Origin of the sequence: Nocardia sp. CDC159 (assembly GCF_023740735.1) — a bacterium.
In the GTDB taxonomy this organism is placed as follows: domain Bacteria; phylum Actinomycetota; class Actinomycetes; order Mycobacteriales; family Mycobacteriaceae; genus Nocardia; species Nocardia pulmonis.
This window is the reverse complement of sequence record NZ_JAMRXH010000009.1, coordinates 91,850-116,994: the sequence shown is the minus strand read 5'-3', so window position 1 is coordinate 116,994 and position 25,145 is coordinate 91,850. Positions and strand designations below refer to the sequence as shown.

14 protein-coding genes are annotated in these 25,145 nt (G+C 68.7%); 3 read left to right on the top strand and 11 right to left on the bottom strand.

Annotated elements, in window-relative coordinates; translation table 11 throughout:
- Positions 1–3 precede the first annotated feature (3 nt).
- Positions 4–225, bottom strand: coding sequence for a 50S ribosomal protein L28 (gene rpmB / locus NDR87_RS20780; RefSeq protein ID WP_251914890.1), 222 nt, complete (start codon positions 223–225; stop codon positions 4–6).
- Positions 226–460: 235 nt separating this feature from the next.
- On the opposite strand from rpmB, the gene NDR87_RS37770 reads away from it, so the two are divergent.
- Entirely contained in the window at positions 461–1,510 is a 1,050-nt protein-coding gene (locus NDR87_RS37770) for an SAM-dependent methyltransferase (protein ID WP_251914685.1), read from the top strand.
- Between the two features lie 88 nt (positions 1,511–1,598).
- Here NDR87_RS37770 and NDR87_RS20770 read toward each other — a convergent pair whose 3' ends face one another.
- Positions 1,599–2,012, bottom strand: coding sequence for a subtilase-type protease inhibitor (locus NDR87_RS20770; RefSeq protein WP_251914684.1), 414 nt, complete (start codon positions 2,010–2,012; stop codon positions 1,599–1,601).
- A gap of 209 nt (positions 2,013–2,221) precedes the next feature.
- Here NDR87_RS20770 and NDR87_RS37400 point away from each other — a divergent pair, with 209 nt between their 5' ends.
- Positions 2,222–2,350, top strand: coding sequence for a hypothetical protein (locus NDR87_RS37400; RefSeq protein ID WP_286013815.1), 129 nt, complete (start codon positions 2,222–2,224; stop codon positions 2,348–2,350).
- Here NDR87_RS37400 and NDR87_RS20765 read toward each other — a convergent pair.
- Complete coding sequence (locus NDR87_RS20765) at positions 2,344–2,733, bottom strand: helix-turn-helix domain-containing protein (RefSeq protein ID WP_251914683.1); 390 nt, start codon at positions 2,731–2,733, stop codon at positions 2,344–2,346. The two genes, NDR87_RS37400 and NDR87_RS20765, sit on opposite strands and share 7 nt — an antisense overlap.
- A gap of 117 nt (positions 2,734–2,850) precedes the next feature.
- Positions 2,851–3,714: an MBL fold metallo-hydrolase gene (locus tag NDR87_RS20760; protein WP_251914682.1), complete on the bottom strand. Its 864-nt coding sequence runs from the start codon at positions 3,712–3,714 to the stop codon at positions 2,851–2,853.
- A gap of 430 nt (positions 3,715–4,144) precedes the next feature.
- Here NDR87_RS20760 and NDR87_RS20755 point away from each other — a divergent pair, with 430 nt between their 5' ends.
- Positions 4,145–4,573, top strand: coding sequence for a nuclear transport factor 2 family protein (locus tag NDR87_RS20755; RefSeq protein WP_251914681.1), 429 nt, complete (start codon positions 4,145–4,147; stop codon positions 4,571–4,573).
- A gap of 71 nt (positions 4,574–4,644) precedes the next feature.
- Here NDR87_RS20755 and NDR87_RS20750 read toward each other — a convergent pair whose 3' ends face one another.
- The 7 genes from NDR87_RS20750 to NDR87_RS20720 all read right to left on the bottom strand — a co-directional run bounded on the left by NDR87_RS20750 (position 4,645) and on the right by NDR87_RS20720 (position 24,949).
- Complete coding sequence (locus NDR87_RS20750; RefSeq protein WP_251914680.1) at positions 4,645–7,596, bottom strand: tetratricopeptide repeat protein; 2,952 nt, start codon at positions 7,594–7,596, stop codon at positions 4,645–4,647.
- Positions 7,597–7,739: 143 nt separating this feature from the next.
- Positions 7,740–9,968 (bottom strand): MMPL family transporter, encoded by a 2,229-nt coding sequence (locus NDR87_RS20745; RefSeq protein ID WP_251914679.1) that lies wholly within the window; start codon positions 9,966–9,968, stop codon positions 7,740–7,742.
- A gap of 13 nt (positions 9,969–9,981) precedes the next feature.
- Positions 9,982–11,733 (bottom strand): fatty acyl-AMP ligase, encoded by a 1,752-nt coding sequence (locus NDR87_RS20740; RefSeq protein ID WP_251914678.1) that lies wholly within the window; start codon positions 11,731–11,733, stop codon positions 9,982–9,984.
- Positions 11,730–13,106 (bottom strand): cytochrome P450, encoded by a 1,377-nt coding sequence (locus NDR87_RS20735; RefSeq protein WP_251914677.1) that lies wholly within the window; start codon positions 13,104–13,106, stop codon positions 11,730–11,732. The genes NDR87_RS20740 and NDR87_RS20735 overlap by 4 nt, the downstream gene beginning before the upstream one ends.
- Positions 13,103–14,197 carry a fatty acid desaturase gene (locus tag NDR87_RS20730; RefSeq protein WP_251914676.1) on the bottom strand — a complete coding sequence of 365 codons (1,095 nt, stop codon included), beginning with the start codon at positions 14,195–14,197 and terminating at the stop codon, positions 13,103–13,105. The genes NDR87_RS20735 and NDR87_RS20730 overlap by 4 nt, the downstream gene beginning before the upstream one ends.
- Entirely contained in the window at positions 14,190–24,689 is a 10,500-nt protein-coding gene (locus NDR87_RS20725) for an aminotransferase class III-fold pyridoxal phosphate-dependent enzyme (protein WP_308212120.1), read from the bottom strand. The genes NDR87_RS20730 and NDR87_RS20725 overlap by 8 nt, the downstream gene beginning before the upstream one ends.
- On the bottom strand, positions 24,686–24,949 hold the full coding sequence (locus tag NDR87_RS20720; protein ID WP_251914674.1) for an acyl carrier protein: 264 nt from the start codon (positions 24,947–24,949) through the stop codon (positions 24,686–24,688). The genes NDR87_RS20725 and NDR87_RS20720 overlap by 4 nt, the downstream gene beginning before the upstream one ends.
- Positions 24,950–25,145: the final 196 nt, after the last annotated feature.

Here is a 25,145-nt window from a genome sequence, read left to right as displayed (position 1 = left end):
AGCTCAGTGCACCTTGCGAGCGACCTTGCCCGCCTTCAGGCACGAGGTGCAGACCTGCAGCTTCTTCGGCGTCCCATCGACGACCGTGCGGATCGACTGGAGGTTCGGGTAGAACTTGCGAGACGTGCGGCCCTTGACGCGCCGGTGCTGCGCGCGGACACCCAGACGCGCCACCTGACGGCCGAAGCTGGGCCCCTTGCCGCATTGATCGCAGTGCTTAGACATCATCTCTCCGTATCGTGGTGAAAACTCTTACAAGCCCTCGGGCTCAGGAGGCGTCCGGCCGTCGACGTTCCTACCTCCAGCCTTACCGATCCTAACGTAGGACCATGGCCACCCCGACCACACCCCGGTCGAACAGCCAGCCGGAGGATCTTACTACGCGCCCGCCGGGCAACCTAAAGCGGCCCGCTGACCTGCGGCGATAGCGAGGGCGCCCGCTCGGCTAGGATCTCTGGCCGTGGCCGACGATCCGAGCAGAGTGCTGTTCTCCGCATCCCCCGATTACTTCCGAGCGGCGGAGCAGGACCTGCTCGAGCTCTTCGGCGCGGACCGGCGCCCCGAGATCCGCCGCCTCGCCCCGGACCTGGGCCGGGTGTCGGCCCCCGGCCTGCGCCTCGACGAGCTGGCACACGCCTGCCGGACCCGGCCGCTGCCGTTCATTCGGCATCTGACCACCGAGCGGGCCGAGTTGCCGGTCGCGATCGCCGCGGACCTCGACGCCGTCGGGGCGCACATCCGGCGGGTCGCCACCGAACTCGGCGTCGGCGAGCTGGCCGTCCAGGTGTGGACCACCGGCTCCAATCCGCTGCCCTACGGTACCGCGGATCTGGCTCGCCACAGCATGAAAGTCCTGGCGGAGCTGGGCATTTCGAGCGGCCGAGCGAATATGTCGCACACCCTGTCGCTGTGCGTGGTCGCCGACGGCCTGCTGATCGGGGCGGCCGCGACCGTCGATCAGCTCAGCGACTGGCCCGGCGGGCGGATCCGACTGGCCCGGCACGCGGATCAGATCTCGCGGGCGGAGTTCAAGCTGGAGGAGGCCTTCCAGATCTTGGACATCACCGCACCGGAGAACGGGACGGCCCTCGACCTCGGGGCGAGTCCGGGCGGCTGGACGAAGGTGCTGCGCCGGTACGGCCTCGAGGTGTGGGCCGTCGACCCGGCCGATCTGGACCCCCGGCTGGCCCGCGACCGCGGCGTGCGGCATCTGCGGATGACCGCGGGCGAGTTCTTCCGGCAGCACCGCCGGGAGTTCGATGTGGTGGTCGACGATATGAAGATGGCCCCCGAGCTGTCCTGCAAGATCATGAACGATGCCGCCCGCGCGCTGCGCCCCGGCGGGCTGGCCATCGTCACCCTGAAGCTGTCGCCCAACAAGCCCACCCGAACCGTCCGCCACTGTCTCGACCTGCTCGACGGCAAGTACCGGCTGATCGCCGCCCGACAGCTGCAGCACAACCGCCACGAGGTGACCGTGGTCGCGCAACGCCGCCGCCGCTCGAATTAGGCTGGCTCACCGCGGGTCTCCGATATGCGAGCGGAGGGTTTCACCCGTGCCGCCATGCGCACCCAAAACCGTCGGCGCGCGGCCGTAGTCAGAACTCGAAGACCGAAACGCTGCGATCCCCCATCGCGCAGGCATTGGGATAGGTCTGCCGATAGCGCACGCTCGTACCGTTCCAGGTGCCGTCCGCCGCAATGGTGACCGGGTTGTAGTCCTGCGTGCACACCCGCAACGGCGGCCCCTGCAATGTGGTGAAATCCCCACCCGCCGCGCCCAGTTCGTCACAGGCCGCCCCCGCCTTCGGATGCGTCCCCCAGACCACCGGCGCACACAGCAGCAACACCACCCGCTGACTGGCCGCGCTCTCCAGCGAATCCCCGCCCGCCACGGTCAACACCAGCACCGAGGGCCGCGCTCCGGGCTCCGCCCGTACCACCCCCGCCGACGCCGCCACCGCCGCCAGCACCACACCCACCACCCCCGCGACGCGAATTCGAACACCCATCCGTCGACCTCCTCGCCGATCGCCGTGGACAACGTTCTTCCGGTCCCGGTCGCCAAGTCGTTCTTCAGTCGTGCGTGAGTTCGACAATAGCCGCGCGGGTGGGCAGATCACGGTGGTTACCCCGGCAACACGAAGCTCGGCCCGGCAGCGGTGCGGCCAGGACTTCGGCCGCCTCTCGTTTCTCGTGCCTGACCATTCTGCTGGATGCGTTGACGATCACCCCCGCCGAGGGCATAGCGGGGTTGTACGCCCCGGCCGTGCCCGTTGCCGAGGATGCGCCCCTACTCGATCGGGTGCTGGCCCGCACCGGTCGCGATCCGGCCTGGACTCACTACTGACCCCGGCTCGACCCTCCGGACTTCGGGCGCGCGTCCTCGGGCAGGTCGATCCATTCCAGCGCCCATCGGTTCAGCTCGAGCAGCACCTCGCTCAGCGACGCGCCCTTGTCGGTGAGCCGGTACTCGACGCGGACCGGTGTGGTGGGGTGGACGAGGCGTTCGATCAGACCCTCGGCCTCGAGGTCCTTCAGTCGTTGCGACAGCAGTTTGTCGGTCATGCCCGGAACCGCCGCGGAGATGTCGCGAAACCGGGTCGCGCCCGCGCGGATCGAGCGCAGCACGACCGCCGCCCAGCGGCGGCTGAGCACGTCCGTCGCGGCCGCGTAGTACGGGCAGTACAGGTCCAGCTGTTCCTCGTCGGCGGGACGAGCGCTCGGCTCCACCTCGTCAGGATCCCGCAGTCGGTTTCGGCGGCTCACCACTTGACTCACTTCTTCCCGTCACGACGGAAGTTACTATCGACATGATAGCGCCAACGTGCCGCGGGACGGTGTGCCGGCTCAGCCGAGCAGCAGGTTCGCGGACAGCCAGACCGTGCCCGGGTTGAGCCGATCGGGATACCGGGCCAGCATGCTGTCGAAGAATTCTCGCGGGCCGGGCTTGTCGGCGAGCAGGCCGATGGCGTCGCGCAGGTAGCGCCGGGTGTCGTCGAGGGCGGTCGGGTCGTCGGGCAACGCCTTGTTCTTGTGGCCCGCGACCACGATCCGGGGCTCGAGTGCGGCGATCGTATCGATGGCGAGCAACCAGGCCTCGAGTCCGCCGTTGCCGCCTTCGGCAAGGTATTGATGCACGCCGTTGTAGGCGACGTCGCCCGCGACGACCAGGCCCATCGAGGGCACGTACAGCGCGGTGGAGTCGTCGGTGTCGCTGTGGCCCGCCCGCACCGCGTGCAGCCGGTGGCCCTCGAGTTCGAAACCGTCGGCGCCGACCGGTTGGGCGATCACCGGGGTTTCGGGGAGCTGGCCGGGAAACCACCTATCCCACATCTGTTCCCGGGCCGGGCCCGCCGCCGCGCGCATGCGGGCGATGGTTCCCTCGGTGGCGACGACCACGACGCCGGGGAAGCGTTCCACCAGGGTGGGTGCGGCGAACCAGTGATCGCCGTGACCGTGGGTGATGTAGATGTGGGTGAGTCGCTTTCCGGACTGCTCGATCCAGTCGCCGATTCGTTGCGCCTGATCGACGGTGAAGGGCGGGTCGACCAGAACGGCGTCGCGCTGTCCGGTGATGAGCGTGGTGGTCAACGGCGACCACATCATCGGGGTCCCGTCGGGCAAGTGCATGCCCGCGATCGGGATCGGATCGGAAACGACAGTCCGATAAGACAAACCGGTGGCCGCGTTCACGGGAGCGGATGTGGTCATGACCAATTCCTTTCCAGGCGTGTGGATTCAGGCTTCGGATGGGCGGAGGTGTTCGCGGAACCCCGTGGACCTCTGTTCGATCGGCCATAACGCTCCTCCTCCCTCGAATCCTCCGAACTACTATCCAATGGCTTGCTACTATCCTAAAGTTAGTAGCTTGAGGCCACCACAGACTGTGAAAGTGCACACAGCCCGCCCCGCCGGCGCGAGCGAGTGCATACTGAAACGATATCAACTATCTATTGGATAGCCTTCGCCCAGCGACCGAGTGTTCAGGAAGGTGGGAACGACATGGACCTAGGGCTGACGGGCAAGACCGCCGTTGTGGCCGACAAAGCCACCAATCTGCTCGGCGCCGACATCGTGCTCGACGGCGGCACCCTCAAATCCATCTGACCCCGGCCGATCCGCCGGACCAAGGAGTCTCCTCATGGCCACGAACACAGCCTTCGCCGATACGGTGACCCGATTTCGGGAGGCCTTCGCCGCACGCGACGTCGAAACGATGGTCGGCCTGCTGGCACCGGATTTCGAACTGTACTCACCGGTCGAGTCGAAGCCCTACCGCGGGCGAGCGGCCGCGGGAACGGTGTTCACCACGCTCATCGATACTTTCGACCACTACCACTACATGGGCGAATTATCCGGCGTCACCTGGGATTCCGGCCCGGCCACCGTGCGCGCCCTGCTCTTTCGAGCCCTGGTCGACAACTCGCCGACGCACGGGATTTCGCTGCTGCAACTCGACGACGACGATCGAATCGCCGTCATCACCATTATGAGTCGTCCGGGGAGCGCCGTCGCCGCCTTGGAACAGGTGCGCACTCGCATCCAGCCCCGGCTTCCGAGAAAACTGTGACAGCGCCCGCGGGCTGCGACACCCGCGACGTGCTGTCGCTGGCGCTTTCCGGTTGATCGAGGGCAGAAGGTCTACAGCTCGGCGAGAAATGCCACGGCGGACTTGGTTTCGGCGGCGCCGATGCGTTCGTAGAGCCGCACCGCCTCGCGCAGCTCGGCCATGGCGGTGCCGCGGTCGCCGAGGCCCACCCGACATCGCGCGGAGCCTTCCAGGGCTCGTGCCTGCTCGATCGAACTCCGCACGCGACGGGCCAACCGTAGCGCCTCGTGATAGGTGGACAGGGCTCGGCGGAGATCGCCGGAGGTCGTCAACAACGCACCGATGCGGTTGAGCGACTCGATCTCACCGGCTCGGTGGTCGATATCCCGGCACATCGTCAAAGCCCGCCGCAGCAGCGCTTCGGCGCCCGAGTGATCCCCGGTCAGATATCGCACCCAGCCGAGGTTGCCGACCGTCTCGGCCATACCGACGCGGTTGCCGATCGTGTCGTAGATCGTCTGCGCCTGCCGGATGAGGTCCTCCGCGGCCTCGAAGTCTCCCTCCAGATACCGCACCCTGCCCAGGTTGTTGAGCGTCGACGCCACGCCGAATCGGTTGATGCCGATCTCCCGGAAGATCGCCAATGCCTGCTGCATCAGCTCGGCGGCGGCCGGGTAATCGCCGGTCACGTGCCGAATCCAACCCAGGACATTCAGGATGAACGCCTCACCCGGACGGTTACCCATATCCAGATAGGTCGCCAGCACCGGCTGGAGAAGGTTGATTGCCGCCGGATAGTCGTCGGTCACGATGTGCAGCGCCGCCCAGAGGATGTGGACGACGGCCTCGTCGGATCGATGGCCCGTCTCCCGATGGATCGACGCCGCCCGCCGCAGCGCATCGGCCGCGGACGGGTACTGACCGCTGTGGGTGTATACCGTTCCCAGAACGCTGAGGGCGAAGGCTTCCCCGGCACGGTTGCCGATGTCCTGATAAATCGTCAGCGCCTGCTGCACGAGTTCGACCGCGACGGAGTCGTCGCCGGTGAGATGTCCGAGCCAGCCCAGCAGGTAGAGAGCGAAGGCCTCACCATGTCGGTCGCCGAGCGTCCGAAAGGTCGTCAGCGCCCGCTCCAGCACATCGGCCGCCAGCGTGTGATCACCGGAGAGGAAGCGTGTCCACACCAGGATGCGCAGGGCGAACGCGTGTGTGGCAGCGTCGATGTCGCCGTGCGTGTCCAGTACCTGCTGCAACAGGTCGGCCGCGACGGAGCAGTCGTCGGTGAGGTAATCCGCCGAGCCCAGATCCATCGGCATGAGTATCGTGTCGCTGGCGTCGCCGACGATCTCCCGGGTGTGTCGGCCACCGGCCCCGCGCCGAAGATAGGGGGCGGCGATCTGCCAGGGACCGTGCAGCTCCAGCTCACCGGTGAGCGCCTTGGTCAGATCGAGAACGCGGGACAGTTGATTGTCCGACGCGGCGAATTTCAGACAGGCCAGCAGATTGGCTCGCTCCGCGCGCATCCACGCGAGCGCGGAGGTCAGCGTCGAAACGTCCGGTGCCGCGGCGGGCAAGGCATCGGACTGTGCCGAACGCGTGGCGGCACGGGCGGTGCCCAGGTAGTAGTCGAAGAGCCGATCGACGGCCCGGGTGCGATCGTCGACCGGATCGCCCTCGGCCAGGGTGCGGGCGTATTCGCGCAGTAGATCGTGTAACCGGTAGCGGCCCTGCGTGGTTTCGTCGATCAGGTGGTCGGTGTAGAGGGCTTCCAGGGCTCGGCGTGCCTGGGAAAGCGGGATGTCGTTCAGGGCGGCAACGGCGTAGGCGTCGAGATCGGGGCCGGGATGCAGGCCCAATCGCCGGAACAGGATCTGCTGCTGTGCCGACAGGTTCTGGTAGGAGGTGGTGAACGCGGCGCGCACGGCGAGGGTGCCGATATCGAGTTCGGCGAGCCGATCGCGCGTGGTGGCGAAGTCGGTGGCCAGATCGGCGATGGTCCAGGCCGGGTGGTGAGCCAGCCGACCGGCCAGCAGCCCGATGGCCAACGGGAGGTATCCACAGTGCCGGACGATCTCGGCGACCGCGGCGATGTCGTCGCCGCTCGGATCGCGGTGGGCCAGGCGACAGAACAGATCGGCGGCGTGATCGGGCTCGAGGGTGTCCAGTGCCAGCGGTAGGGCGCCGTCGAGGGCGACCAGCCTGCGGCGGCTGGTGATCAACGTCAGGCAGCCGGGACCGGTCGGCAGCAGCGGCTCGATCTGAGCGTGGTCGCGGGCGTCGTCCAGCACCAGCAGCACTCGCTTGTCCGACACCCGATCTCGCCACAGATCCCGACGAGCGGCGAGGGTGCCGGGGATACGGCCGGGCGCGATTCCCAGATCGGTGAGCAGCGTCGCCAGGACGTCGAAGGGTTCGGCGGGGTGCTGTCCGGGCGTGTGGGCGTTGAGCTCGACGAAGAACCGGCCATCGGGGAACCGATCGGCCAGCAGATGCGCGGCCCGGGTGACCAGGGCGGTCTTGCCCACACCGGGCATACCGTCGATGGTGTGGATCGACACCACCCGGTTCGGTCCGGCCGCGGCGATGATTCGACGCACCTCGTCATCGCGACCGACGAACGTGTCGGTATCCCGGCGCAGCGCGGTCGTCACCGTCAAAGCCGGTGCCTCGGCCGCGGCAGCGGCTGTCGTATCGGGTTCGGCGGCGGCAGCCTTCCACAGCCGCTGCCACGACAACCGGTCCACCAGCACGTGCGACTCCGGACCGGATGCCGCCCTGGCCATGGTGATCAGCGTCAGCAGCACCGGTTCGAACGTTTCGAACCGGGACGGCACGTTACGGCCGGAGCGCCAGTCACTGATGCGCTGCACCGAAACCCCGCGCCCGCGACCCGGCGCCCGCGCCGCGCTCACTCGCGCGTCGGCCGCGGTCGCGACCTTCTGCAAGGTCGGATTACCCGCGGCCTTCCACAGCTCCATCAGCCTGGCCGCGAAAAGCGCTCGTGCCGAACCGCCCTGACCACCAGAAGGACCAAGATCAGCCATCAAACCCCCAGAGTACTGCCAATCAAACCCCAGAGTACTGACAATCCGGGCCGGTCGACTCGGACCTTCGGCCCGTCGACCGCACGGGGGTCGCGCGTCGGACCTGCTGGGGCCCCGGCGACAGCTCGGCGCCGACGAGCAGGTCAGACATTATGGGCAGGGACTCCCTGTGCCGGACGGTCCTCGGTGAACCCGAATCGGCTGTGCAACACCATCAGCCACCGGGGCGCCCACCAGTTGTAGGTGCTCAGCAATCGCATCAGCGTCGGCACGAGCAGCAACCGAATGATCGTCGCGTCGGCCAGCACCGCCAATGTCAGACCCAAGCCGAACAATTGCATGAACTGAACCTTCGATGTGGCGACCGCGGCGAGCACGATCGCCATCAATACGGCCGCGGCCGTGAAGATGCGGCCGGTACGGGCAACTCCCATGGCAACCGCGTGAATATTGGCCGCTGGCGTGCGATCCGATGCCAACCACTCCTCCCGCATGCGGGACAGCAGAAACAGTTCGTAGTCCATCGATACGCCGAAGGCCAGGCAGAACATGAGGATGGGAAGCGCCGGGGTCAGACTGCCCAACGGGGTGAAACCCAACAGCCCCGACAGATGCCCCTCCTGGAAGATCCACACCATCGCGCCGAACGTCGCCGACAACGACAGCACATTCAGTACGAGTGCCTTGGCGGGCAGCAGCAGGCTTCCGGTGAACAGGAACAGCAGGACATAGGTGGTGACCGCGATGAGCACGAGCGCCATCGGCAGCTTGGAAACGATGGCGCGCACGCTGTCCTCGTTGGTCGCCGCCGCTCCCGAAATGGTGACGGGGCCCGGACTCGGCACCTCGCGTATCGCGCGCAACTGCGCCGATCCGGCATCGGAGAACGGATCGATATCGGTGAACACCGAAACCACCGCGCCGGCCTCGTTCACCAAACCCGGTGGCGGCGCTGCCATTCGAAGGCCCTGCTGATACACGCCCGCCGGAGACAGCACCGCGGGTACCCCGTCGATCTTCGACAGCGCGGCCGCATAGCTGCCCACCTGGGACAGGTCGGCACCGCCGTCGCGCAACATCACCACGGTTCCGGATCCGACATGGGCGCCGAAATCCTGCCGCAGGATGTCGCCGACCTGCCGACTCGGTGAGCTGGTGGGCAGCACCCGGTCGTCCGCGAAACCGAAATGCAGCGACAACAGCGGTGACCCGAGCAGGACCAGCACTCCCACCGCGGCCAGCGCGACCGGGATCGGCCGTCTGATCACCGCGATCACCGCGCGGTACCAGCGGCTGTCCTGCGGCTGGACCGTCCCCGGCGGCGGGCGACGCAGCCAGCGACGGATCGGTGCGCGCAGGTCGAGCGCGTTGACCCTGGGGCCGAGCAGAACCAGACAGGCGGGCAGGATGACGATGGCCGCGGCGGCGGCCGCCACCACCACCGCGACGCCCGCATACGCGAACGAGCGCAGGAAGTACTGCGGGAACACGACCAGGACGGCCAAGGACAGCGCCACGGTGAGCGCCGAGAATACGACGGTCCGGCCCGCGGTCTGGGTGGCTCGCACCGCCGCGTCCGCATGATCGAGACCCCGCTCGAGCTCCTCACGATATCGGCTGACGATGAACAGGCTGTAGTCGACTGCCAGGGCGAAGCCCAGCGCCGTCGTCATATTCAACGAGAAGACGGAGACGTCCCCGAGCGCCGCGTAGATGCCGAGCACGGCCAGGGTGACCAGTATCGCGAACAACCCCACGATCAACGGCAGACCGGCGGCCACGATACTGCCGAAGACGAGCACGAGGACGATGCCGGTCAGCGGAATCGCCACGGCCTCGGATCTGATCAGATCGCGCGTGGACTGTTCGCTCATATCGGAGAAGACCGCGGCCAGGCCGCCGACCCGCACCTCGACGCCGCCGGATGTCTCGGTGAGCTCACGGGAGATCGACGCCGCGGATTTCTGCACGGCGGTGTCGTCGCCGACGATGGTGCCGAGCACGACGGCCTTCTTCCGATCCTTGTCGCGCAGCGCCGACGCGAGATCGGGGCGAGCCGTCCAATACGACTGGACCCCGGTGACATCCGAACGATGCGCCAACCGCTCCACAACCCGCCGTCCGGCCGATTCGGCCGCCGGGGAGTCCACATTGTCGGCGGCGAGGACCACCACCAGGTTCGGATTGATGCCGGGGAAGTTCTCGTCGAGGTATTGCCGTGCCGATTCGGTTTCGGGAGTGGTTTGGCCACCGGACTTCAGCTTGCCGGGAACGCTGGCCCCCAGCAGACCCCCGAGCAGTGCGATCAGCAGCGCCACGGCTACTACGACCCATGGTCGCCGCACCGCGGCACGCGCGATCGCCGTCAGCATCGGTCACGTCCTCTCACCGAACGACGGTCGGCACGATCGCTCGTCCATCGCTGTCCATCGGCAACACCGCCAGCGAACCCGCCCGATACCGGTCGGCGGTGGCGCTGCGCTGCAGCTTGCCGCTGGTCGTCTTCGGAAGTCCCCCATGCTCGATGAACAATACGTCGACCGGCATCGTCTCGTAGTGATTCGCGACGATCGTGCGCACGCGCCGCGCGAGATCGGGCAGCCGCACCGAGGGTGGGGTGTTCCGGTCGAGTTCACCGGCGATCACGACGCGTTCGCCCGATGCCCGGTCGATCGAGAATGCGACGACATGGCCCGGCCGGAACTGGGGAACCGACTCAATGACGGTGGCCTCGATATCGGCCGGATAGATGTTTCTGCCGTCGATGATGATCAGATCCTTCAGCCGGGCGACGACGAACAGATCGGCGTCCATCAGGAAGCCCAGATCACCGGTACGCAGCCAATCCGAAGGATGGTCTGCCCGCTGCGCCCGAAACACCTCCGCGGTGCTCTCCGGTCGCCCGTGGTACCCGGAGCACACATTGGGACCGGCGACCCACACCTCCCCCACCTGCCTTTCCCCGCACGGCTGGCGGGTCTCGGGATCGACGATCGCGACACTCTGCCCCACCGCGGTCCCGCAGCCGACCACCTCCACCGCCGCACCGGACGCGCGGCCGACCGGCACCACCCGCCCCTGTGCCAGCGCCTCTCGATCGGCCCGGATCGTCGTCGTGCCGCGCCCCTCGGCGTTCGCTGTGACCACCAACGTCGCCTCGGCCAGTCCGTACGCGCCGGAATGAGCCGCCGGATCGAAACGCGATGCGGCGAAGGCCGCCGTGAACGCGCGCAGCGACGCCGGGCGGATCGGTTCGGAACCGTTCATGAGCACCCGGACGGTGGACAGATCCAGCCGGGACCGCTCGTCCGGGGACGTGTCCCGAACGGCCATGTCCAGGCCGAAGTTCGGGCTCGCCGTGGCACCGGCGCGATAGTCCGACAGCGCCTGCGGCCAGCGTGCCGGACGCTTGACGAATTCGGTGGGGGCCATCGTCACCGCGTGGGTACCGGCATACAGCGGCAGACACAGCGAGAAGATCAGCCCCATATCGTGAAACAGCGGCAGCCAATTCACCATCGGCCGCTCCGACACCACCGGATAGACGGTCAGGAGCTGCTCGAAGTGGGCCACTATATTCCGGCCGGTCACCATGACGCCCGCCGGGGTACGGGTCGAGCCGGACGTGTACTGGAGATAGGCGAGGGCGTCCGGATCCGGCATGCGATCGATCCGGGAATCCGCCGCGGCGGTGGGTTTTCCGCCGTCCACCCGGATCAGGACGCCGAGCCGGTCGGCCATCGCGGTGCCGGTGGCGAGATCCTGGGGACTCAGCAGCGACGCGGCCGGAGCCGCATCGCGGAGCACGGCATGCAGCCGAGCCGCGCGGCTGGGCCGATCCGCCGGAAACAACGGCACCGCAACGCGTTGCGCGTACAGACACCCCAGAAAGGCGACGGCGTAATCCACTCCGTGATCGCACATCACCGTGACCCGATCGCCGGGCGCGGTGACGGCGATGAGTCTCGCCGCCAAGGCGTCTGCGCGATGATCGAGTTCCCGGTAGCTCAGACTGGTTTCGAGACGAATCGTGCCGCGGAACCTGAGATCGGTGACGGCCGGTAGATCCGGCGTCTGGTCGCTGTGCCATCGGACGGCGGCGGCGAGGGTGGCCATCGGCGGCATCGTCGCCGTCATCGCGGCACTGCCTTCGTCACGACGCGGCGGCCATAGGTACACACCGTCGATCCCCGCGGGCGCAGATTGATCAGCAGTTGCGGGTGCACCGGACCGTCGACGTGGAACTCCAGCCGACCCCGCGAAGCCAGCAGCGCCGTGAACATCTGCCCCTGCATGACCGCCAGCGACGATCCGAGGCATACATGCCGACCGGCGCCGAACGGCAGGTAGGCGTATCGGTCACGGGACTTCTCGAGGGCCGGGTCGAATCTTTCGGGCCGAAATTCCAAGGGATCCTCGTAGTATCGCGGGGATCTGTGCATGGCGAAGATCGCCAATAACATCAACGAACCTCTTTTGATCCGATAGCCGCCGATCTCGGTGTCGCGGACCGCCTCCCGTAGTAGCAGCGCGCTCGGCGGATACAGCCGGACGGCCTCCTTGAACACCTGCGCGGCATAGGGCAGCCGCGCGAGGTCGGCGATGCCCGGCGGCCGGTCGGCGCAGACGGCCTCGGCCTCCGCGCGCACTCGCTCGGCGATCTCCGGATGTCGCCACATCGAATACGCGGCCCAGAACTGCCCATCGGCATTCGTCTCGTACGAGGTGCCCCAGAGGTTGATCACCTCGTCGACGAGTTGCTCGTCGGACATCGGTCGGCCGTCGTCGTCCCGGGCGAGCAGCAGCGCGGTGACGAGGTCGTCGGGGGTGCCGCGACCCCGGCGCTCCGCGATGAAATCGCGTACCTTGCCGCGTATGTCGGCCAGGTCCGCGCGCAACCGGCGATTGTTGGGCGTCGGCAGCCACAGCGGCGGCGCGGCAACACTGAACAGCCGCTTCATCTCCCAGTCGAAGACCCTGGTGACCCCGGCGGCCAGCCGGTCCTCGTCGCCGGTCGGACCACCGATCAGCAGTTCCGCGATCGCATCGTGGGTGATCCGGTGCACCCGCTCGATCAGCTCGAAGCGGCCCAGTGATTCCCATTCGTCCAGGTGCCGAGCGATCACCCCGCCGATGCGATCGATATGCGGGCCCAGGCGCCGCGCCGCGAACAGCGGCGCCACCATTTTGCGCTGAACATCGTGCAGCCTGCCCTCGGAGATCAGCAGACCTCGCCCGAGCACCGGTGTGACCGCATTGCGTTGCAGGTCACCCTTGTCGAAATCCCCGGCCTTGGCCGCCAGCACGTCCCTGATCTGCCGCGCACCGCTGACCAGCACCGCGGGCTTGGCGCCGATCCGGAATTCGGCCACCTCACCATAGGCCTGACCGAACTCGGTCATGAAGGCCAGCGGATCGTCGCGGAACCGGATGGCATCCGACAGCGGCAGCACCGTTCGCGATCGCGGCGGAGCCGGTGCGGTCGAGAGCGTCGAGTCGTCGACGGTCATGATCTGTCTCCCCTCTCCAGTGCGTGCCGCGCCGAGCGGGAGTCACGGGCATGTCGCCACAACCGACGAATCGAACTCACCAATCCCCTGCTTTCGGTGAGGCGGTAGGCGCTGTCGGCGGGCAGCGCGGCGACGAGCCGCTCATGCGCCTCGGGTAGTGCGTGGTACGGCAGGTGCGGCAGCAGGTGGTGCAGCGCATGCAACCGTAATCCCAGTGGGCCCCACAGCATCCCGGCAATTCGCGAACGGGGATAGTTGACGGTGTCCAGCATCTGCCCGATCACAGACAGTTCGCCGTCGTCCCCGGCCAGATAGCGATGGGCCCCGAGCAACCGCATCGAGTTGACGACGACGATCCCCCCGACCAAGGCGGCCCACCACAGCACCAGCGCGACGGGCAGCGTGCCGGTGATCACACCCGCCGTGACGCCCCAGACCAGCAGCGTCGCACAGATCTCCTGCACCAGCCAGGCGCGCCGTTGCGCCCCGGGCCGTGGCGGCCTGCCCCGATGATCGAGATCGATCTTCAATGTCGACATCCGCGCGTAGACGTAGTCGCGGGCTCGCGGCACACACCACGAGATCGGGGCGAGCACACCGAAGCGCCACGGGCCGAACAGCGGCGCGACGATACCCGCGGCGGGCATGGCCACCATCTGCCAGGGGGACATTCGCGCGAATGCCAGGTACTCGCCGTCCTGCCCGGTCGCATAGAACCGTTTGGAGTGATGGTCGGAATGCCTCTCGTACAGGAACGACGGGGTCAGCAGTGGGAAGCCGACCGTCAGATTCCAGATCCGCCGGAACCAGCGGAAATTCGCCCGCTTTCCGAAATGCGCGAGCTCGTGAATGAATACCGCGGCGCGGTACAGCAGCAGCACCGCCACCGCGTAGAGCGCCAGCGATACGACGGTGATCCGGCCGATCAGCAGCGCCCCGGCGAACGACGCCCAACCCAGCCCGGCCGCGATCACCAGATCGGCCCAATATCGCCGCAGGTCGGGAGTCGCCAGGTCCCGGACCGCGGCCTTCGCCTCGGCGACGGAGAACCGGGGTGCGGCCGCCGCCCGCTGCTGTGGGGTGCTAGTCATGGTGGTCTCCGACGAGGTCGAGATCCGGTGAGCGCCACATCCGAGCCTCGGCCAGCTCGAAACCGTGCGCCGCGGCCAGTTCACCGAGCAGCCGAATATGCTTGTCCGACAACCGATTCCCGACACTGGCCGGATCGCTGTCGCCGGACAGGGCGAGCAGCATCGTCTCGGCCATGCACGCATAGGTCAGTCCGGGAGGCAGCCCGTAGCGCAGGTCGAAATCGGAGCCGGGCGGGTATCGCACGATGCCGCCGTCGAAGACGGTGACGTCCGGCCGCAGGGTCGCCACGTCGGCAGGCACGTTCGGGGGCTGAGCCACATCGCATACCACGGCATGGGGCGCGAAATCGGATGCGGCGACCAGGGGTTGCGGCGCCGACGTCGCGGCCACGACGATATCGGCCCCGGCGATATCGGCCGCCGGATTGTCACCCAGGCGCAGGATGCCCTCGGGCAGCGCGACATTCGGGCCTCGGCTCCGCACCGCGGCGGCCAACATACCGGCCCCGGAGCGCGCAACGGCCGCGATCTCCGCGGCCACCGCGCCGAGCGGGCCGTCCGGCGCCGCCGTTCCACGCCGCCCGCTCAGCACCATCGAACCCACGTCGGGGGCGAGCTGCCGGGCGATCGCACGACCGATCGCTCCGCCAGCGCCGATGATCGCCACTCGGCTGTCGGCCAGCGATCTTCCGCGGGCCCGATAGTACGACCGGATCGCCGCCACCGACGCGGCCGCGGTGAAGCCATTGCCGGTGGTGATCGGCACGGTCGTGGTTCCGAGATCGACACCGTTGGCGGTGACGATCGACGAGTAGGCGCCCAGCCCGATCAGCTCGGCGCCGCGCTCGACGCCCAGCTCGATCGCCTCACGGACGTAGCGGAGCGCGGCCGCGCGGGGGAGGTCGAGCAAATCCCTTGCGGTGTACGGCAATCCGATCAATTCGCCGTACGCCGAAGTGCCGGTGGCGGACCGTATGCGGCCGCTGCCCACCACGAACGGCACCGGATTGAGCACGGAACCGGCCCGCGCCAAGCGATCCAGCAGCTCCCGCCGCTGTGCGTGGCTGTACCCGGCGAGCGCGGGATCGAAGTCCTCGAACCGCCGTAGATCGAGCGGGTGCGCGACGAAACCGAACCGGCGATCGCCCGCGGCCGGGGCGATCAGCGGAGGCCGTGCGGGCCGGGGGGCCGCGACCGGTGCGGCCGACCGGTCCCGGGTACGACCGGCCAGGTGACCCAGGAGCCCATCGAAATCGCCCGCGGCCGCCAGGGCCAAGGCACGTTCCAGACCCAGTACGAAGCGCTCGCATTCCTGGGCCGTCACGGTCAGCGGGGGCTCGACCCGCAGAACGGTGGTACCGAACAGGGTGGGAGCGAGCCGAATGTGTTCGACGTCGAGCAGGTACGAGCAGATCATCATGGCCAGGTTCTCCTGGCGGGCAACCGATCCGAGCAATCCCTGGAAGCCAGCATAGTTGACGTCACTGGTGAGCTCCACACCCAGCAGCAGACCGCGACCCCGCACGTCGACGACGAGAGCGGGGAAGCGCCGCCGCAGCCTGCGCAGCTCGGTGAGCAGCCAGTCACCTCGTTCGACGGCGGCTCGCACCAGCGCTCGGTCGTGTCGAGTCAGCTCCTCGAGTACGGCGATACCGACCCGGGCCGCCAATGCGTTACCGGCGAATGTCGAGGTGTGCCGGAGCGCGAAGTTCTCGGTGATGTGTTCGGGTTTGGTGAGGACGGCCCCGATGGGCACGATTCCACCGCCGAGCGCCTTGGCCAGCGTCATGATGTCCGGGACGACGCCCTCGTGCTCGGCCGCGAACAGGCGGCCCGTCCGGCCCAATCCGGTCTGTACCTCGTCGAGCGCCAGCAGTACCCCGAATTCGTCGCAAATGGCGCGGATTTCGGTCAGGTAGGACGGCGGCGGGACGATCACTCCACCCTCGCCCTGAATCGGTTCCACCAGGAAGACCGCGAAGTGATCCGGCCGCGCGCGCAGGGTTTCGCGCAGCGCCGCCGCATCGCCGTACCGAATGCGTTCGAATCCGTTGGCCGGTGCCCCGAAACCGAGCTGATACGTGTCGCGCCCGGTCGCCGACAGCGCGCCCAGGGTCTTACCGTGAAAACCGTTGGCCGTACTGAGCACTCCGAGGCGGCCGGTCGCGGACCGCGCGATCTTGACAGCGGCCTCGATCGCCTCGGCGCCGCTGTTGACGAAGGTGACCCGGGTCAGCCCCGGGGGTGCCACCGCCGCCAGGCGCTCCGCCAGCGTGCCCGCCGCGGTGAGTACCGACGGCTGCGCGAAGATGGCCTCGCCCGAGCGTTCCACCGCACGGACCGCGTCCCAGATCCGTTCCGGGCCATGGCCGAACGGCAATGCCCCGTAGGCACCGGCGAAGTCCAGACACGTTCGGCCCTGGGCATCGGTCAACACGGTCCCCGCACCGCGGACGTACTCCCGGTCCATTTTCAGTGCGGTCAGAATCCGCGCCAGATGCGAATTCATATGCTCGGCGAAGCCGCGCCGTTCCGAAACAGTTTGTGCCGCTGCGGTAGTGGTATCGTCCCGCATCTGCGCGGGCGCGACTTCGGGCAACTCGGCGAGCACGGCTTCCGCGATGGCGTCGACGGTCGTGCCCGACAACAGCACCGACAACCGGACGTCGATCCCGAGTCGCGCACTCATCCGCGCCCTGATCCGCACGATGTGCAGCGACTCGATGTCCAGCTCCCACAGCGGCGTCGCCGCGGTCACCGTCGTATGCGGCCCGAGCACCTGGTTCAGCTCCGCGCAGAGGAGCTCGGCCACGTCTCGCCGCGAGGGTCGGGCCGCCGTTCGGGGCGATGCGTCGAAAGCCTGGTGATCGTGCGGTGTTTCGGGCCGGCTCGCGCGCCTGGCCCAGGGATACGACGGCAGCGGCAGTCGCCGGGTCGGCGATCCGATGATTCGGGGCCAGTCGAGGGACACGCCCGCATCGTGCAGACCGGCCATCGAATCGGCCATCGCCTCCGGGAACGGGCGACCTCGGATCATCGTCGACACCACGGTCGATCCGCTCGCCGTCGATTCACCGAGTGTCTCGGTGAGCGCGCCTGCCAGCACCGAGTGCGGTCCCACCTCGAGGAACAGGACCTGCTCGCCCAATGCCGCTCGCACGGCGCGGACGGCATCGGAAAACCGCACGGGCTCGCGGAGATTGCGCGTCCAATACTCGGCGTCGAAACGCTGCCGATACCGATCGCCGGTGACCGTGGAGAAGAAGGGCAGCGTCGATACCTTCTCCGCGTCCGGATTCCACCGCACCCGCGCGTCGGCCAGCAGCGGGCCGTGAAACGCGTACCCGACGCCCAGGTCACGGGTCCGTACTCCGGCGCGGCGCAGTCGTGCCGAGAGCGATTCGATGGCGGTTCGGATACCGGTGAACACCACCGCGTTCGGCGAATTGACGGCGGCGATCGCGACGTCCGTCCGGTCCTCGATCCAGCGCGCGGCCTGTTCGGGCGTGCATCGCGCCGCGATCATCGCGCCGCCCCCGGCCCGCGCATCGATCACCCGGCCTCGGTCGGCGAGCAGGGCGAACATATCGGATGCGTCGAAGACTCCGGCGGCCACGGCCGCGACCGCCTCTCCCATGCTGTGGCCGATCACCGCATCCGGCTCGGCCCCGGCCTGCCTCAGCAGCGCGGTCAGCGCGAGTTGCACCGCGGCCGTGCAGATTTGGGATGTCACCGTGGATTCGAATACGCCGGAGGCAGCCGAGGTCGCCGCGTCGATCAGGGACCAGCCGCACAGGCGGCGAACCGCGGCATCCCAGTCGGCGACCCGCGGCGCTATCGCCGGATGGTCGAACACACCGGCCGCCATCGTCGGCCACGCCGTCCCCTGACCCGAGTACACGAACACGAGGGGGCGGGCATCCGGCGGCCTCGCGGCCGCGTCCGGAAGCGGTCGGCGCAGCGCGTCGATCAACTCCGCGCGGTCGTGCGCGACCCACGCGCTCCGCGCCCGGCGATCACCATCGCGGACCGCGGCATTGCGGCAGAACTCCCGCAGCCACTCCGCCGGAGTATCGGTCACGGACTTCAGATATCGAATACGCAGCTGCTCGAGCGTCGCGAAATCGGCTGCGGCGAGCGGCAGCACGAGCGGGGCGTCCGGCAGAACCGGTGCGGCGGTGACGGTTTGGGATCGATCCGCGGTCACCCTGGGATCGTCCGGACCCGCCACGATCACGTGCACGTTGGTTCCGCCGAACCCGAAGGAACTGACGGCGGCCAAGGGGGCCGAGGAAGCGAGCGTGCCCTGCTCGATCGCGATGCGCAGACCGGTTCCGCTCAGCTCGATATCGGGATTGAGGTTGGCGAAATTCGGTTGTGCGGGAACGATTTTCGAGTCGGCGACGAGTAGGGCCTTGACCAGCCCGAGCAGCCCGGCAGCCGCCTCCGCGTGACCGAAGTTGGCCTTGAGCGAGCCGATCGCACCGTCGCGCTCGCCGCCGCCGTACACCTCCCGCAGCGCCATCATCTCAATCGGGTCGCCGAGCGCCGTGCCGGCGCCGTGTGCCTCGATGTAACCGACCTCGGCCGCCGATACCCCGGCATCGGCCAGCGCCGCGCGCAGGACCTGCTGCTGCGCGACCGGATTTGGTGCGGTGAGCCCGTTCGCCCGGCCACCGTGATTGATTCCGACGCCCAGAATGTGCCCCCTGGGTGGCATGGCGCCCGCGGTCGCGGCAGCGCCCTGCAGGACGACCGCGATACAGCCCTCCGCGCGGACGATGCCATCGGCCTCGGCATCGAACGACCGGCATCGCCGGGCGGCGGAGAACGGCAGGACCGAGCGCGTGAGCCGATCCACGAAATCCGACAGCACCACATGCACACCGATGACAACGGCGGTATCGCACTGTCCGGCGCGTATCGCGTGCACGGCCGCGGACAGCGCGGTCGCCCCGGACGAGCAGGCGGTGTCGACGGTCATGCTCGGGCCGTGCACATCGAGCGCGTACGACACCCGATTGGCCACCATGCTGTGCGCGCTACCGGGACCGGTGAACGCATCCATCGACTCCGGTGTCGTGGCTCGGATCAGCATCCAGTCGTTCGCATACGCGCCGACGAAGACCCCCGTGCCGGTGCCCGCCAACTCGACCGGATCAATACCGGCGTCCCGCAACGCCTCCCAGGTGGTCTCCAACGCGAGCCGCTGCTGGGGATCCATCTGTTCGGACTCGGTTGCCGAGATCCCGAAGAAGGCGTGATCGAAACCCGACACATCCAGCAGTGCGCCGAACCCCGCCGGCGGGGCGGTTGCGGTGGCAAGGGCGCGAGAGCCGTCGGCGGCGACAGCCACCCGGCCCACCGAATCGGCCCGATCGAGCAGGTGGGCCCAGAAGTCGTGCACCGTCCGGATGTCGGGGGGTACGCGCAGGCCGATCCCGCGGACGGCGACCGATCGGGTGCGGGTCCGTCGCGGCGCCTCGATCGCCGGCTCCGGATCGGCCGGACCGAGCTTGGCGAGCAGCGCCGTCGTCAGCCGGTCGACGGTCGGGTGGGCGAAGATCTCGGCGGTGGACAACCGGACCGACAGCGCACTTTCCAAACGCCGCCGGATCTCGATGGCGAGCAGGGAGTCGACCCCCAGGTCGGCGAATGTCGCCGTCCGGGAAACCGCGCGCACGTCGCGTCCGACGGCGGACGCGACCACGGCATGAACGGCCGCCGGCAGGTCCCGATCCGGGCCGTCGGCCGCATCGACGCGGGGCTCCATACATCGCGAGGAACCGAGGAGAGTGGCGACACGACCACCCAGGGCGTCGGATACCGCGGTGGGCGAATAGGCCACCGCGGTGAGATCGGTAGCGCCACATCGCCATGCCTGCCCCAGCAGCTGCCGCACCGCCGCGGGCTCGAGCGCAGGCATTCCGGCGCGCGCGAGATGCGCCGCGCCACCGCGACGGTAGGCCAGTCCCACACCGTCGACCGCACCCAGAGCCAGCGACACGATGCGCCGACCCGATCGGGCGCACTGCCGCGCGAACGCGTCCAGCGCCGCATTGACCAAGGCATACGCACTCTGGCCGGGTGAGCCTATGGTGCCGCTGGCCGATGACAGCACGACCATGATGTCGGGTGGATCGGCACGGGTGGCGAAGACAAGATTCGACGCAATGCCGAGTTTGGACTCCCACAGCTCCCGCACCATGGCGTGGGTAACCCGGGAGAACTCCGCATCGACCAGCGTCCCCGCCGCATGGACCACCGCCGTGATCCGGCCGTACCGATCCCGGACCCCGCCGAGTACGGCCTCGAGATCGGCTCGATCCCGGGCATCGCAACTGATCCGCACAATCCGCGGATCCGCGGCCGCGGCGACGGCGGATCGCTGCAACGAAATCACCTGCCGCGCGCCCTGTTCCAGCAGGTAGTCGATCACCACTGTGCCGAGTCCGCCGCCTCCTCCGACGACGACCACGCAACCGCCGATGCCCGGATCCGGACGCGGGTGCCGATCGGCGACGACCGGGCGTAGGCGCCGCACGGTCACGGCCCCATCGCACACGCGAATTTCGTTGTGCGCATCCGACATACAGTGCCGGACGGCGGAGCCGACCGCATGCCGTTCGGCGGGATCGCCGGTCCACCGCACGATGCCGACCGGCGCGGCGTACTCGAGGGCGACGGTTCGCAGCATTCCGATCAGCCCCGATCCGAGCATCGTATCGGCGGCGGCATCGGTGAGCGTCAATACCAGCGCCGCGGCCGAGCGATCCGCGAGCAGGGTACGGATGGTATCCATCGCGGTCGACAGCTCGGAGACCACCGGCGAGTCGGTGGTTTCCGCCGCATGCGGCGCGGCGAGCACCGCCACGACATGACTGCCCGCGGGAATCTCCGATGCCGCGGCCGGTGCGGTGCCGTCGGTGAGGGACACCGGAATCCGGTGGACCGCCGCACGTTCACCGGCCAGTCCGGCGGCGACGGCCTCGGCGTTCGGGCCCGCACCCACCACGTGCACCGCGCCGGTATGCCCGATCGCCGTGCCGGACAGCGGAATCCACTGTTCGCCGAACAGTGCCCCGGTCGGGTACCAGCCCGGGAGCGCGACCGCTCGGAGCCGGAGATCGCGCAGTGTCACGACCTGCGCGCCGGTCGCGTCGACGGCCCGAACCCGCGCCGTCGCCAGATCACCGTCGACGGCGGTCACCACGCCGTCCAGCGTCAGATCGCCGTGGAAATCCGCACCGAGCCGGATCTCGCCGACCGAGATCGGCACGACCGCTCGCCCCCGCACCCACGCCGGGTCGAGCGCGCCCAGCAGCGGCTGCATACAGGAATCGATGATCGCCACCCGGTCGAACCGGTTCTTCGCCGCGTCCTCGGTGTCGACCGTCGCAACGACACGACCGGCCCCGCAGGCGATCTGGCGAACCGCCCGGAAGCGGGGGCCGTAGTCCACCCCGGAGCGCCGCAGACGCTCGTACAACTCCTGCGGCGACATCGTGTCCCCCACCCCGCGACCCGCGATCGGTTCGGCGGATTCGACCGGCTGTCCCAGCGGGGCGATCGTCGCGGTCACGATTGTCGTACGCGCAGTGCCGCGCGCCAGAACGATATTCACGGTGCGCGGCCCACGATCACCCGCCGCGGGACGCAGCAGCACCTGTGCCGATCGCAGCGCTTCGGTCTCGAGCCGCTCGTGCACGACCAGATCCTGGACGACCATGCCCATCCCGGCCGCATGATCGTGCACCGCCAGCATCCACCGCGCCGCGGGCACCACGGATTCTCCGGCGACGACATGGTCGGCGAACAGGGTGATATCGCAGTCGATCTCGCGTTCGGGCCGATCGTCGGCGGCAGGGTCCCCGGCGCGCCGCCACGGTGAGACGAATCGCGTCGGCCGCCAGCGCCGCCGCGGTGGCGAGCCGAACCCACCCGGTCCGGCGGGCCATCGCACCGGGTACCCGGCGACGTCGAGTTCGGCGAGACACCGTGCCGCGGCGAGGGATTCGCCGCCCTTGGCCGAGAGCGCGAGCACGGACCGAAATTCGGCCGCCGATTCGAGCACCGCGTGTGCGAGGACGGGATGCGGCCCGATCTCGACCACCACATCACAGTCCTCCGCTACGGCCTGCTGAAGTGCCGCATGCAACTGCACGGTGTCGCAGGCGTTGTCCGCCCAGTATTCGGCACCCACGATCAGCTCGTCCGGATCGGCCCCGGGTCGGGTCGTCGACAACATCGGAACCTTCGGCGTGGCGCAGTTCAGCGCGCCGAACGCGGCGAGGAGTTCGCCGCGCCGCGCGGCCACCGCCGGGCTGTGTGCGGCGAAATCGACGGCGATCTCACGCGCGAAGACACCGTCGCTGGCCACCTCCGCCACCAGCTCTCGCACCGCGGCGCTCTGCCCGGAAACCACCACCGCGCGTGGGCTGTTCACCGCCGCGACGGCAACGCGGTCGGCGAACCGCCGCAACCGCCGGTGGGCGTCGTCGACGTCCAGTTCCAGCACGGCCATCGAGCCGGTGCCGTCGAGTCGGCCGAGGACGGTGCCGCGAGCCACCGCGACCTTCGCCGCATCGGTCAGGTCGAGCAGCCCTGCGGTGTGGGCGGCGGCAACCTCGCCGAGACTGTGGCCGACAACCGCACCGGGGTGGATTCCGAATCCGGCCAGCAGCGCGGCGCTCGCTACCTGGAAGGCGAACAACGCGGGTTGTACGACATGTGTGCCACCGAGTGCGAAGCCGTGGTCGGGGTTCCACACCTCGGGCCCACCGGCCGCGCGGACGGCCTCGGCCGCTTCCGCGGCCGCCTCGGCGAAACGCGGGAAGGCATCGGCCAATTCACGCCCCATTCCGGCGAACTGGCCGCCCTGCCCGGGGAAAAGAAACAGCGGCGCCACCGACCGCCGCGCCGTGCTCGGATCGGGACCGACGATCACGCGGGGGTCCGGCGCACCGGCCGCCAGTGCGGCCAGGGCATCGCGGGCCTGCACCCGATCCGTGGCGATCACCCCGGCGCGGACGCCATCGCGCGTTACCCGTCGCGATATCTCGACCGCGTCCGCGAGGTCGTGCCGCGGATGTTCGTCGAGCCAGCGCACCCAATCGCCCGCCGTGGCCCGCAGCAGGTCCCGATCCGCCGCCGAAATCACCATCCTCGGCGGGGCGGTCACGGCCCGGTCCGGTCGGGACGCAGGGTGCGAGCGCATCCCGCGGACCACGACGTGGGCATTGGTCCCGCCGAAACCGAACGAACTCACACCCACGATCCGATCGAGCGGGTCCGCCGCCATCGGCTCCCTGCCGGTGGCCACGCGAAATCCCCGCTCGCCCAGTCGAAGAAGCGGCGACGCGGCCACGAAGTTCGCGCTCGGCGGCAACGCCGCATGATGAATCATCAACGCGGCCTTGGCCAGTCCCGCCACTCCTGCCGCGGCCTCGAGGTGGCCGATATTCGATTTCACCGACCCCAACACCACGGGGGCCCGCGGCGAGGAGCCGCCGGGGTCGTCGGCGCCGAGCACACGCGCCAACGCCGACACCTCGATCGCGTCACCGAGACTGGTTCCGGTGCCGTGGCATTCGAAGTAGGACGCCGAACGCGGAGGACATCCGGCTGCCTGCCACGCCGCGGTGATCACGCGCTGTTGCGCGCTGCCGTTGGGGGCGTACAGTGCGCTCGAGCGCCCGTTGGAATTGACCGACGAGCCGACGATCTCGGCGTATACGCGGTCCCCCGCGGCCATCGCATCGGCACTTCGGCGCAGCACCAGCACCACGCACCCCTCCGCGCGGGCGTATCCGTCCGCCGCCGCGTCGAAGGTCTTGCAGCGCCCGTCCGCCGCCAGAAATCCGGCATCCAGGAACGACCGTGTCGTATGCGGGAGCAACAATGCGTTGACCCCGCCCACGACGACGAAGGGAATGTTCGGGTCGCACAGCAGCGAGCAGGCCAGATCCACCGCGCTCAACGACGCCGAGCAGGCCGAGTCGACGACCATGCTCGGGCCGTGCAAATCCAGCACGTAGGAAAGACGATTCGCGACGATGCTCAGATTCGCTCCGGTCACCGTGTACGGCCCGGTCCAACCCGGGCGGCCGAGGACGGCCGCGCCGTGGTCGAAGGTCGACACCCCCATCAGCACGGCCGCATCGGTGCCACGTCCGAATCCCGCAACACCGGCGTCGTCGAGCGCCTCGATCGCCACCGTCAACGCCAGGCGTTGCTGTGGGTCCATCATCTCCGCCTCCCGGACGGAGATGCCGAACCACTCGTTGTCGAACGACTCGATGTCGTCGAGATAACCGCCACGGGCAGGCAGAGTTCCGGCGGACTGCTCGGGCCAGCGGTCGCTCGGCGGCTCGGTGGTGGAGTCGGCGCCGGCGGATATCGCCTGCCACATTTCCTCCGGGCCCGCGGCACCCGGAATCCTCGACCCGATGCCTACGATCGCAACCGGAGGACGTGGCTTTCGTCCTGTCACGGAGTAGCCCCCGCTTCCTGTTCCAGCACGAATCCGGCCAGTGCGCCGATGCAGGGATGGTCGAATCCCGCGGTGGCGGGAACCTCGACGCCCCGACTGTCCTCGAGGAACGCGGACAACTGCACGATCTGGGCGGATGACAAGCCCAGTTCCAGAAATGGCGCGGTCGCGGAAACACTTCCCGGATCAACCGAGAGTACAACGGCAACATGCCCGACAAGCTGGTCGATCAATTCCCGTTCGCCCTTGCGTCGCTTCATGATCCCGCCCTCGCCGCCGCCACACTGCCGCAGCGCCCTATCCCACCGCCGCGCACCCGCGCGCAGCCGCGCTGCTCGAAAGCCATGCGTCGCAGGTCGATAGAGGCAGGTTCACGGGATGTCGCACCGACTGCACGCCTGGTTGACGGGACGCCCGTGCCACGGTCGCTGCTCCGCAGCCGTCACCTACGGCACC